We start from the raw sequence: 12,424 nt of genomic DNA on the forward strand, positions 1-12,424 counted from the left end.
TAAAGACTTACAAGGCTAATAGACCTATAGATGTTAAATACAAATATAGTTATGACTCAATAAATGATCAAAAACAATTACTTCTCAAATTCAGTACAGAGGATACTGCAATCCAAGACCTGCTAGATTTTGGAGTAATTGTAGATAATGTTGATAATCCTATTATAAAAAACTCACAAATAGTTAGCCGAGGTATACCAACATCTGACAGTTGCACTTATGTAGGAAGTGCGAAAGTTACCTTAACTGATATTTGGCTGTTAATACCTGAAGTAGCATCAGAAGTTGAAACAGGAGCAGAAATATCAAAAGTATTAGTTGCATCGAGACCACAACTTGAATGCTATTAAGCCTAATCCTTTAAATCAATTTTAATTGTCCTTATCTTTTGGGCTTGCTTAGTCTTATGTGCTATTGGTGTCTTTGACTGAGTGAGCCTTTTTCCTTTCAATTCTTCTTTTGTTTCATTCTTAGCTAGATAACTAATGATAAGTGACTTTGCTTGTTGACTGAACTGCCATACAGCTGATGTACTGGAACCAAACCTACATATGCAGCAGCACTGCTTCGCAAGGGTTTGCATGATCAGTATTAAAATTGCGCTTTACCAAGTCATTCACTTGTTTTTGATCATCTCAGCTACGTGTGGTTCGCTTATTCTTACCACGCAATACACCTTGTATTTCAAGCTTTTGCATCAATCGAGCAACTGTAAAGCGCGCAATAACATAACTTCTCGTTGCAGTTGTTGCCAGACTTTACGAATGCCATATCGCCCCGAACTTTCTTTCCGAATTTGTTTGATTTGCTCAGCATGATGAAAATCATGTAGATATCGTTTTGCTCGATGTTCCCTTGCGAAGCGATGCTTCTCATCTCAGGAAAGTTGGTCTCCGACAAACCCGATACGGTTCACCTTAAATTTGGCTCAATTAGGGGCGCTTTGCATTTCAAATCTTTGTGCAACAAAGCCCTATAAAGGTAGGGTTGCGTAACATATCTATTATTGATAGTCAGAGCTTGATGTCATATTTATTATTATAGTATTTAACGTGATGGAACCGACATGACTAATAAGCAAAATCCAGAATCAAAACCTCAAAAAGAATCAAACGATGACAAGGGTGATCAGAAAACCTATCAGAATCCAGATCCTCAGAAAAAACCAAATGAAGAGCCTGAGAATCCACTTAAAGAGCAAAAGTAGATCAAAAAGACCTCGTCGAGGGCTTTTTGAAATCAAATGCTTACACTACTTTTAAGCTCAAATAAATTCATGCTGGAATAGCTGCGACAACTTTTTCTCTATCCCAAAAACGGTGATTTTGAATAGCTTGTTTAAATTGATCTTGGATCTCTTTAAAATTTTGAGTAGAGAATAGAGCTGCATCCTTACTGAGCTGAAACTCATCTATTAAAGCGCATTTATCACCGAGGAAAACAATAGGTTTGAGATGCTTATATGTCTCTAATACATAATGTTTAGAAACTCCATCAGCCTTAAATACTTCTAAATTATTCCCATCAACCACGATTACGGCATCATAAGTCACTGAAGGCTCGCCATTTTGTCTCCCATCTACTGGTATTTCATTGCCATCACTAGATTTAACAGGGGCTGCTTTCGGTGCTAAAGTTTCCACAATAGCTTTTTCTGCTTCAGCCCATATTTTAATATCATCTATTGATGATGCATTTACACCGTCATGAACGAGCAAGGCAATTTTTCGCTGTTTAATATCAGATGCAGGAAAAGATGAGGTACTTAATCTTTTCGAAGATGCAATTGCGGGCTGGTGCAGACTATCTTGCTGTTTAGGGGGAGTTTTAATACCTAACTCTTTGGCAACATATTCAGCTAAGTCCAAGTCAATATTAGCTAAGACAGCGTAAACTACACGTCTGCGGATATCTTCCGATTTAACCTTAGATAATTCAAAAGAATATGCATCCTTAATATGCTGTTGTTCATATTTTTCCAAACTATGATAGTGCATTGTGGCTTGCGAGAAATGATCAGCGAAACTTTCTGGTCGAACTCTTAGTTTGCTGCCTTGTACTTCTTCAGGATGTGTCTTGAAGGCACCACCGTCATTAGGTGATTCTCTTGGCCAATTTTCATCAACAGAATTAGGTTCATAATTTGCCTTTCCTTTATAAACTTCGTGATTAGCATAACCACCTCGTCTATTCGTATGAAAAGGACAAACGGGTTTGTTAATTGGAATTTGATTAAAATTTACCGTACCTAGTCTGTGTAAGTGAGTATCCGTATAGCTAAACAGCCGTCCTTGTAAAAGGGGATCGTTACTAAAATCTATACCTGAGACAATATTTGCAGGACTAAAAGCAACTTGTTCTGTTTCTGCGAAAAAATCATCTGTATTTTTGTTTAAAACAAATTTACCTAGTGGAGTGACTGGTACAAGTTCTTCTGGGATTAATTTTGTAGCATCTAAGACATCAAAGTCCCATTGTTTTGCATCTTCTTCAGAGAAAATTTGTGCGCCTAATTCCCATTCCGGGTAATTGCCACGCTCAATAGCATCCCACAGATCACGTCTGTGAAAATCGGGATCTTTGCCATTAATTTTTAGGGCTTCATCCCAGACGACTTGAGCTACCCCTTGCTTTGGAGTCCAATGGAATTTCACTAAGAATGCTTCATTATTCTTATTAATCAATCTAAATGTATGAACACCAAAACCTTGTATAGAGCGTAGATTTCTTGGAATTGCTCTATCAGACATTATCCAAGTAGTCATATGTGATGCTTCGGTGTTTAAAGAAATAAAATCCCAGAAAGTATCATGGGCAGATTGACCAGTTGGAACTTCATTGGCATCTTCTGGTTTTACAGCATGAACAAAGTCCGGAAATTTAATAGCATCCTGAATGAAGAAGACAGGGATATTATTCCCCACCAAATCATAATTTCCTTCTTCAGTATAAAATTTTATAGAAAAACCTCGTACATCTCGAACGACATCAGCCGAACCTCGCCCACCTTGAACTGTAGAAATACGGACAAAGATAGGGGTTTGATTATTTGTGTCCGTTAGGAACTTAGCTTTAGTCCATTTTTCATTACCGGTATAAGCTTGAAAGTAACCATGAGCACCGACCCCTCGAGCATGTACAACACGTTCTGGAATACGCTCACGATCAAAATGAATAAGTTTATCCCTTAGAAGAAAGTCCTCGAGAAGAGTAGGGCCTTTCTCATTAATTTTTAGACTATTTTGATTATCAGCTACGGGAACACCTAAAGAAGTGGTAAGAGTTTTACCTATAGGATCCACGTATGCTTCCTCAGAAAGCTGGTCGATTTTTGGTGTATTTGGTTCTTTCATATCACATTCTCTTATACATTTGCTTTATAACGTTTTATGAAAATAAGTATTTATTTTCACGTAAGTTAATGGCTTATTTGTTGACGGATATTTTGTGCTTATACAATTTAATAGGTTATCTACAATCGAATATGAGTTACTTGCAAGAAAACTCTTTTTTGGATCAAAGATACCCATATAAACTTTAAGTATTTACTCTTTGAGTAAGGTAAAGAAATGTGTATTTTTTGTTCGCTTAAACTATTTATTTTAAATAATATTGAATTAATCTAAGTCAAAACAAAAGCTTATTAATTTTGATATTCCTCGCAATACAAACAGGATTTAGCCCATTTGGTATTTTGACAGCGTGGGCATTCTTCATTTAAATGATTTAAATGTTGGGTTTGACCACACAACATACAAGAATAAAAGTGATCTACATTGTGATGATCTGCGATTTGGTATTCATCGGGAAATAGAGGAAGGCCCCATTTTATATTTTCTTTAGAATATGGGATCACGCTTAGGCAGCCATCAGTCTCAAGCAGTGCCATTTTAACTTGTCCAAGATGCTCTATTTTCTTTTGGCGCATTTCAGCAAAGAACTCATCATATGAATACTTTTCTTGCTTAATATCCTCAACAATCAGTAAACCATTTTTGACGATGTATATTGGTCGACCTTCCAATACGGTCTCAATAGCATCGGATTTCATCATTAAGTAAGTTGTTAAGCGATATAAAGCCATAATTACTGCAAAAACGATGACAGCATGAATGATAGGAACTTCTTCATAGAACATAGCATCGCCAGCAGCAGATCCTAAACTAAGAATAATTGCGATTTCAAAGATGGAAAGTTGCCTAACACCACGTTTACCAGAAAATCTTAAAACTAAGATAATCAGGAAGTACATCAAGACACTACGAAGTACAATTTCTGCTGCAAAAGTAAATGTAGTATCAGCTAATAGTATTTTTATAAAGTCCATTTTACACCTATTTAATTATTATTTAGATGTGCTGATAATGAGCCTAAAAGGCTCATTATCATTATATTGGCTTACATTTTGTCCCATGCATCTTTAATCGCATGTTTGGCTTGTTCCCACTTTAAGCGTGATTCAGCCTTTAGTTCTTCCCATTTTACTTTCAAATCACTTTCAGAATCTTCAAATCGTGCATCAGTACCACGCTCATTACGGGCATGCTGACCTAGTTCATAGGCTGAACGAAGATCACGGTCATAATCCACATCAGGAAGTTCTCTTTGGATATCGCTGTAATATGGGCGGTTTGAATAATCTGTACGCCAATCATGCTTGATTGGGTTTTCGTCTTGATGGTCATTGATAGTCATAATGAACTCCAACTCTATTAAACTAATGAAAGAATTCTAGTATTTTTACTTTATTATTAACCTAACTACTATTTTCGCTGTTGGTTTTGCTTGTCATCTTGCTGGTTTTGCTGACGTTGATTATCCTTCTGCTGATTTGATTAGTCATTTTATTGAACCTCATAAGATTAGAATTAATCTACATTAATTAATTGGTAGATATATTATTAATAGCATGATTGCATGGTTGTAAAAATATTAAAGATGTTACATTTTAATTTTTTAGTTAAATTGTGTTTAGTTTGTAGTGTTAAGTATTGATAATTTATGAATGTATATATTTGAAATATTACAAACGGTTAACATTAATATTTTTATTAATTTTTACAGATATTCATATATAGATAAGAATTAAGATTTAAGTTTTTGATTTGATATCTGTTTTATAAGAGAAGAATTTGTTTTTATAGAATATTACACAGAAAAATGTGCCAAAATGTTTTTCTTGGTTTTAGATCTACCTTTCTTAAGTAAGCCTACATACTTTATCTAAGAGTTTGATTTAAGTGTTTTTTATTTTTTATATTAGTGTTAAGGTTATTTTTTTATGATTCTAGACAGTACTTTTTAAGTGATTTATTTTTTAAATATTTATTAATTAAAATTGGCTTTGTTGCACAAAGATTTCATAACTATATGATTTTAAAAGTTTTGATTATTTTTTGATCTAAAATTAAATTTATTTAAATCAGATGCTTACATATTTATGCAACAAAGCCATTAAAATTTGGAATAATGTGATGGGTATCACACATGTCAAAATTTTACTTATTTTTAAAAATTATAAATATTTAATTAAAGTGTTGAATTGTGTTATTAAATAAATTATGAGGTTACATTTATTAACGTTTCTTTTCAAAGTTGTTAATTAATTGAGTTCTAGTGTCAATTATGTTGGTATAAGTTATTTACCGCGAGATAATTATAATGCCTACTGCAGTAAAAGAGAGAATTTTAAATTTAATAACAGATGCCCATCAGAAATATTTTGAAATAACACAATTTTTTTTAGATCCATCAATCTCACGTTCTGCAAAAGAGTTGAAAGCTTTTCATTTCCTAGAAAACGAAATACTTCATTTGGATAGCGATTTCTCTGATTTTCCTACTAATCTTGATCAATTGGCAGTCTGGATGCAGCAACAAAATAAAACACAATGCTTGCATTACAAAGAGTACTTAGAAAGGCGTGAAAATGGGAGTGCAAGGGAGTTTTTTGGAACTACAAGTAAAGCTTATGAATTTTTATATAAAGTAGCACCGACCAAACGTGTAGACGGTGCTTGGCTTTATAGCTTTACGCAGTACTGGAATGATCCAGCTTTTAGAGACTTTATACAGATATATGTTGAGGAGTTGGGGTTAGGTTCTAGCCAAAGTAACCATGTAAAACTTTTCAATAAATTACTTCTATCACTTGGTCTTCATCAATTTTCGATGAATTTACCTGATGAATACTATCACCAGTCGGCAATACAATTGGCTTTAGCTTATGCTCCATCAGATTTTATACCCGAGATTGCAGGTTTTAATTTTGGATATGAACAACTACCACTTCATTTATTGATAACAAATTATGAACTTAAAGACTTAGGCATTGATTCCAAATATTTTAACCTACACATTACAATTGATAATATTGATAATGGACATGCTCAATTAGGTACAAATGCGATTAAATGTTTAGCCAAACGCTACCCAAATCAATCCGAATTTATTCGTAAATTAAAGATAGGCTTTTTATTAAATAATCGGGGAGTTAGCTCAGTTCAAATAATAAAGAACCTAAATACTGAGCGAGTGGTTCTGGAGATTTTCAAGAGCAAAGCTTTAGTTGGAAAGCACATGCATAATGAGAAATGCAAGTTTAAGAATAAGTCTGTAAATTCATGGTTATCAGAAGAAGATCAGGTTGAGGAATTCATTCTTGAGCTAACAAAAATAGGATGGATTAAGCTTAACGAAGATCCTGAACATAGCCGATTTTGGAAAATGATCAATGAAGAAGATGGGAAAATGTTTGGAGTTTTCTCTGCTGCAGAAAAAACTTTTATTTATGATTGGATTGCGGGTGCTAATTTAAGTAGACGCATTAATCCAGTAAATTCAGAATATATAAAAAACTTTATCGAACTAAATGATTTTAGTTATTTGTCAGAAAAGGAATTATTGCTGTTACAGCAGCAAATTCAGATATCTACAAATACTGGCCATAAAATTAGCAAATTGATGCCATATTTAGCTCCACATCAACATCACCAAGAGATTGGTTTATGGGCTACTCAAAAAGTAGTTGAGTATATTTTCCCATTCTTAGGCAGTAATTTTAAATAAGAGTAGGCTAACTTATTAATTTATAGAGAATAGATGTAGTCTATGACAAATAGATGGCATCTAGCTATTTTTTTCAAGTATGAAATGAAATACCTATGACTCAAACGGACATTGCGAAGGGTTAGGGCTTTTTTGAAATTACTTACAAAGAAATAAAGAGTACGATCAAAGTCTAGCCGTACTCTTTACTTTAGGATAATTTAAATAGCTTGCCATTGTTGCTTAACTGCTTCTGAATTTTTAATCAGAACTATTTTGTCATCTTTGACTTCACCAATCCATGCCGTTGGGATCAGATGATGCTGATCATTTTCATCACGCGTCAGCTTGAGTTGGCTATCACCTTCGAGATGATCAACTGTTCCGACTTTGGTACCACAAGAAGAAATTACATCTGAATGTTTTTTAATATCTTGAATATTTAAAGTACTCATTTCTTAAACCTCTTTTATAAACATTACAACACGGAAGCCTTTAAGCTACTTCTTATTTCCTCATAATTGTTGGATTTTAAATAAACCTTACATGATGATTTTATAGATTCACTTAAACCTACTATTTAGTTAACAATGAAACAAAAAGAAATAAATAGTTAAATAATTACGAATAATTATCTCTTCATTACAATTTATCTATTTAACTAAACAGATTATTTCAATTATTATTTAAATAAACTCATTTGAATTAACATTTTAAGAATGAATAGAAAAATATTTATAAAAAGCTCAACTTTAGACATATTAAATCGCTTTGAGCAGTATTCAGCTGAAGAAAAGCTAACTCAACGTCCAATTGTGTTGAAACAGTTGATTCATTCTGTTGGACGATTGCCTGACCCTGCTTCGGGACAAACCTATCAACGCTGGCAAATTTTGGCCCAGATAGCTGGCTTTGACCTAAGTTTAGCAAAGCTTTTTGAGTCCCATTTTGATGCTTTAAGTATTTTGCATGAACTCGGTTATCATCATGAAATCAATGAGGAGACATGGGCTGTTTGGGCTGCCGATGGTGGACCCGTGCCGTTACAGGTCGAAAATGGGCTTTGTCATGGAATTAAGCCGTGGTGTTCAGGCGCTGAATTTATTCATAAAGCATTAATCAGTTTTAAAGATCAACAGGGGCAATCTCAGCTCTGCATTATTGACCTCAACCAATCCTTGATCACCATTGATCTGGCTCACTGGCAAGCTATAGGCATGCAGGGAACACAGACCGCAAGAGTCAATTTTCAGGAGATAGCAGTCAAACTCATTGGTCATCCCAATGACTACCTTGATCGGGTTGGTTTCTGGCATGGTGCTGCGGGTGTTGCAGCTTGCTGGTACGGTGCCGCTGTACGGTTAGTGGATGAGCTACAACAAAGTTGCCTTAAAACCCCTAATCCTTTTAAGAAAATGTATTTAGGGCGGTTGGTAACTCGACTTGCTGTAACCCGACAATATTTCCAATATATCGCGCAACTGATTGATAGCCAACCCAAGCTTAGCCATGAACGGGATGTACGGATCTTGCGTGCGCAGGCAGAACAAAGCTGTTTGGAGGTTATTGAAGGGGTAGGAAAAGCACTTGGAGCACGGCCTTTTTGTGAACAAGCAACTTTTGCCAGCCTAATGGCTGATTTACCTGTATTTATTCGGCAAAGTCATGCAGCATTCGACGATGAGCAAATTGCTGAACGATGTTTACAGGAGCAAATATCATGGCAGATCTAAAACATCCTTTAGTCGAAGATCGTATTATTGAAGGGCAAGGGACCTCCCGAGAACAATGGCTGCATGCATTTGAGCAGCAGCCGCTTACTCTACTCAATTTTAAAAAATTTCAATATAAAAGAATCTTGATTGTTGCACCCCATCCAGATGATGAGATACTGGGGTGTGGTGGCTTGATGCAACAATTAATTATGTTGAATTGTCAGTTGGTGATTGTTGCCGTCAGTAATGGGACACAAAGCCATCCACATTCAACCAAATACAGCGCAGATCAATTAGATCAAATTCGCCCACAAGAAAGCTTGGCGGCCTTACAGCGTCTAGATATTTCTAAATATGTTCAACGTATTGCACTAAATTTACCAGATGGGCAGATTCATTTGCACAGGGAACATCTGTGGCAAGAATTAGACAAGTTGGTTAAAGCGGAAGATATTTTAATTTGTAGCTATGCACAGGATGGGCATCCAGATCATGAAGCGGTAGGAAAAACTGTACAGGCATTTGCTCTAGCTCATGACATGTCATATTTACACGTGCTGATCTGGGCTTGGCATTGGGCGCGACCACTAGATCCGCGTATCAACTGGCAAAAGGCTAGAGCTTACAACTTAACTCAGGCCCAATTAATCAAAAAACGTCAGGCCATCATGCAGTTTAAGAGTCAGATTGAAGCTGATGAAAGTACAGGCAATGCTGCGATTTTATCTCCAGCAATCATCGAACGTTTGTTAATGCCTTGGGAGGTTTATCTTTGTGAATGATTCTAGTCAATATTTCGAAGCCTTATATCATCACAATAATGACCCTTGGGGCTATGATTTACATTGGTATGAAGCTCGTAAAAGGCAGATTTGTTTGGCATTGCTTACTCAACAGCGTTATTCATCAGTGTTGGAAATCGGCTGTTCCAATGGCCATTTAAGTGTACATTTAGCCAAACGCGCTGATCAGCTTTTATGTCTAGATTTTTCTGAACATGCTGTTCATTGGGCCTCTAAACGTTTAGAGAATTTGAAGCATGTGAGCGTTCAACACCAAAAAATTCCTGAATATTTTCCTGAACAGAAATTTGATCTGATTGTCATCAGTGAAGTGGCCTATTACTTATCACGCAATGAACTGCATGAACTGATCGATCAGCTCCAAGACAGTTTAACGCCACAAGGTGAAATTCTGTGTTGTCACTGGCGTCACGCCATTCAGGATTTTGAACTAGATGCTTATCAAGTCCATCATTGTTTAAAACAATCTTTGTTGTTCACTCATTATTTAAGTTTGAATGATCCAGATTTCATCATTGATATCTGGACGGTAAATCCTTCATCTTTGGCAAAACAACAGGGCTTAGTATGAAAATAGGTATTGTTATCCCAGCCCATAATGAGGAACAAAATTTATCCGCTTGTTTGCAGTCAATTAAACACGCTATACAGCATATAGGTCATGGTCAGGTCGAGATTCTAGTGGTTTTAGACAGTTGTACTGACCAGTCCCTCATGATTGTAAAGTCACATCAGATGAATTGGCTTGAATGTAATTTTGCTTGTGTGGGCAAGGCCAGAGACCTTGGCATTAGGCAGCTAATCGATCAAGGAGTTACATGGGTCGCTTGCACGGATGCTGATACAATTGTAGATCCTGATTGGTTACTATGCCAAATGCGACATCAGCCAACAGATGCTATTTGTGGAATCGTTATATTGGATGATCTTAGTCACTTATCAATACAACAACAGCAAAAATATCTGACGCATTATCAGGACATGATGGATCATCAACATATACATGGGGCGAATTTAAGCTTTAGTGCCGAAGCCTATATTCAGGCGGGAGGCTTTGAACCTATTCCTTGTCATGAGGATGTCTCATTAATTGAAAAATTTATTAAGCAATGTTGCAAAATCACTTGGAGTAATTTGGTTCGCGTCACCACTAGCAGTCGATTAAATGGACGTGCACCTGAAGGTTTATCGTACTTTTTAAAACATTTATAAAATTGATCTGATTTGGTGGAGAAAGCTAATCCACAGCTATACCGAGTGAAATAGATTATTCAGCTTTATAAATGAACTGCTTAATTCAGTTATCCCTATAAAATTTAAGTAAATTCATATCTTTGCCTAATTTAATTGAAAAGCTAAGAATAAAAAGTGTTAAAAATAAACGCTTTAATTTTATTTGAATAAATGAAGATAAATTATTGATATGTATTGATTTTATTTTTTGCAAAAAATACTATTTTTAGCTTGGTTTTGTGTATAATTTCGCCATAAAAGCCTCTGTGGATTTATAGAACTTCTCTATAAATTAGCAGGGGTTTTTCTATGGCGATTTATCCGAGATGGACGCTCTGAGTTAATTTGTGTGGATGGTATTAAATGATCCTTTTTTCCAGAACTGCTCTTATTGATCCTGAAATTCAATTAAGTGCTCAACGTCTTTCAACTCGTTTTAGCTTTTTCGGTCTTGGTTTCGCCACGGCTGCATGGGCGCCGCTGATTCCTTTTGCCCAGCAACGTTTACATTTTAATCATGCCGATTTTGGTTTGTTGCTATTATGCAGCGGCTTAGGTGCAATGCTAGCTATGCCTGCAACAGGTAAAATTGTTCAGCGTGTTGGTTGTCGTGTGCCGATCGGTTTCGCTTTACTCTTGCTTGCCGTTTTATTGCCAAGCCTAAGCTTATGGACCACGCCGTTAATGATGGCGATCACCTTATTCTTATTTGGTACAGCAGCAGGAAGTCTGGGCGTTGCACTCAATATTCAGGCCGTAGTGGTTGAGAAAAATAGCTTAAAATCATTGATGTCTGGCTTTCATGGTATGGCGAGTCTAGGCGGATTAGCTGGGGTACTGACGATTACTGCATTGCTTGCTTTAAGTATTTCGGCTGTTATGAGCGCATTTGCTGTGAGTTTACTGTTGGTAATTATTGTTTTTCTTTCAGTGCCATACAGCATAAAAGCTGTAGAAAACACCAGTCTTGAAGCATCTTCGAAAGTGAAAAAGTCGATACGCCAGCGCCTGCCACAACCTTTGATTATATTAATTGGTATTGCCTGCTTCATCATTTTCATGATGGAAGGCGCGGCGATGGACTGGAGTGGTATTTATTTAACGCAACAATATGGAGTTAATACCGCTTTTGCGGGATTGGCGTATACCTTCTTCGCGATTGCCATGACCACAGGGCGTTTTACGGGGCATTATCTGATCCGTTATTTTGGTGAAAAAAAGCTTTTAACCTATAGCGCGATTTGTGCAACTTTAGGTTTAGCTTTGGTCAGTATCGCACCTTATTGGTGGCTGGTTTTAGTGGGTTATACACTGGTTGGGACAGGTTGTTCTAACATCGTCCCGATCATGTTTTCCCGTGCTGGACGTCAGACGGTGATGCCGAGCGCAGTTGCATTGTCTTGTGTTTCGACCATGGCTTATACGGGTATTCTGGTTGGACCTGCTTTCATTGGAATGGTGAGTGAGCTGATTGGCCTAAGTACAGTGTTTATGGCACTATCGGGTCTATTATTATTGATTGTGGCTTTAAATCGGTTTACTTATGTGAAATAAGCATCATAGTGAATTGAACTGGCAATATCTGGATACTGCCAGTTCCTTACAAATCGAAGTACTATAAATTTT

Annotated in this window: 12 protein-coding genes and 1 pseudogene; 8 read left to right on the plus strand and 5 right to left on the minus strand. The window is 36.2% G+C overall.

What is annotated here, in order from left to right; all coding sequences use genetic code 11:
- The coding region (locus ACY3FQ_RS17315) for a hypothetical protein (protein ID WP_489774530.1) at positions 1-350 on the plus strand (350 nt) is incomplete at its 5' end.
- Positions 351-575: 225 nt separating this feature from the next.
- On the opposite strand, the pseudogene ACY3FQ_RS17320 reads toward ACY3FQ_RS17315, so the two are convergent.
- Positions 576-853: pseudogene (locus tag ACY3FQ_RS17320) on the minus strand (IS3 family transposase); the annotation flags it as partial.
- Positions 854-1,066: 213 nt separating this feature from the next.
- On the opposite strand from ACY3FQ_RS17320, the gene ACY3FQ_RS17325 reads away from it, so the two are divergent.
- Positions 1,067-1,207 (plus strand): hypothetical protein, encoded by a 141-nt coding sequence (locus ACY3FQ_RS17325; protein WP_171054204.1) that lies wholly within the window; start codon positions 1,067-1,069, stop codon positions 1,205-1,207.
- Between the two features lie 67 nt (positions 1,208-1,274).
- On the opposite strand, the gene ACY3FQ_RS17330 is transcribed toward ACY3FQ_RS17325, so the two are convergent.
- The 3 genes from ACY3FQ_RS17330 to ACY3FQ_RS17340 all read right to left on the minus strand — a co-directional run bounded on the left by ACY3FQ_RS17330 (position 1,275) and on the right by ACY3FQ_RS17340 (position 4,695).
- Positions 1,275-3,353, minus strand: coding sequence for a catalase (locus ACY3FQ_RS17330; protein WP_034700358.1), 2,079 nt, complete (start codon positions 3,351-3,353; stop codon positions 1,275-1,277).
- Between the two features lie 290 nt (positions 3,354-3,643).
- Entirely contained in the window at positions 3,644-4,327 is a 684-nt protein-coding gene (locus ACY3FQ_RS17335) for a DUF421 domain-containing protein (protein WP_087014578.1), read from the minus strand.
- Between the two features lie 71 nt (positions 4,328-4,398).
- Positions 4,399-4,695, minus strand: coding sequence for a hypothetical protein (locus ACY3FQ_RS17340; RefSeq protein WP_286436351.1), 297 nt, complete (start codon positions 4,693-4,695; stop codon positions 4,399-4,401).
- A 966-nt stretch (positions 4,696-5,661) separates the two neighbouring features.
- Between ACY3FQ_RS17340 and ACY3FQ_RS17345 the strand changes: the two genes are divergently transcribed.
- Entirely contained in the window at positions 5,662-7,068 is a 1,407-nt protein-coding gene (locus ACY3FQ_RS17345; RefSeq protein WP_489774532.1) for an iron-containing redox enzyme family protein, read from the plus strand.
- 200 nt (positions 7,069-7,268) lie between these two features.
- Here ACY3FQ_RS17345 and ACY3FQ_RS17350 read toward each other — a convergent pair whose 3' ends face one another.
- Positions 7,269-7,502: a DUF2171 domain-containing protein gene (locus tag ACY3FQ_RS17350; protein ID WP_489774533.1), complete on the minus strand. Its 234-nt coding sequence runs from the start codon at positions 7,500-7,502 to the stop codon at positions 7,269-7,271.
- A 264-nt stretch (positions 7,503-7,766) separates the two neighbouring features.
- On the opposite strand from ACY3FQ_RS17350, the gene ACY3FQ_RS17355 reads away from it, so the two are divergent.
- The 5 genes from ACY3FQ_RS17355 (at position 7,767) to ACY3FQ_RS17375 (ending at position 12,352) form a co-directional block, all read left to right on the plus strand.
- Positions 7,767-8,780, plus strand: coding sequence for an acyl-CoA/acyl-ACP dehydrogenase (locus ACY3FQ_RS17355; RefSeq protein ID WP_004638722.1), 1,014 nt, complete (start codon positions 7,767-7,769; stop codon positions 8,778-8,780).
- Positions 8,768-9,544: a PIG-L deacetylase family protein gene (locus ACY3FQ_RS17360; RefSeq protein WP_034700369.1), complete on the plus strand. Its 777-nt coding sequence runs from the start codon at positions 8,768-8,770 to the stop codon at positions 9,542-9,544. The genes ACY3FQ_RS17355 and ACY3FQ_RS17360 overlap by 13 nt, the downstream gene beginning before the upstream one ends.
- Complete coding sequence (locus ACY3FQ_RS17365; protein ID WP_004638727.1) at positions 9,537-10,136, plus strand: class I SAM-dependent methyltransferase; 600 nt, start codon at positions 9,537-9,539, stop codon at positions 10,134-10,136. The genes ACY3FQ_RS17360 and ACY3FQ_RS17365 overlap by 8 nt, the downstream gene beginning before the upstream one ends.
- Positions 10,133-10,777 carry a glycosyltransferase family 2 protein gene (locus tag ACY3FQ_RS17370; RefSeq protein ID WP_004638728.1) on the plus strand — a complete coding sequence of 215 codons (645 nt, stop codon included), beginning with the start codon at positions 10,133-10,135 and terminating at the stop codon, positions 10,775-10,777. The genes ACY3FQ_RS17365 and ACY3FQ_RS17370 overlap by 4 nt, the downstream gene beginning before the upstream one ends.
- 384 nt (positions 10,778-11,161) lie before the next feature.
- Complete coding sequence (locus ACY3FQ_RS17375) at positions 11,162-12,352, plus strand: MFS transporter (protein WP_004638732.1); 1,191 nt, start codon at positions 11,162-11,164, stop codon at positions 12,350-12,352.
- Positions 12,353-12,424: the final 72 nt, after the last annotated feature.

Source organism: Acinetobacter sp. AB03, from assembly GCF_058107045.1.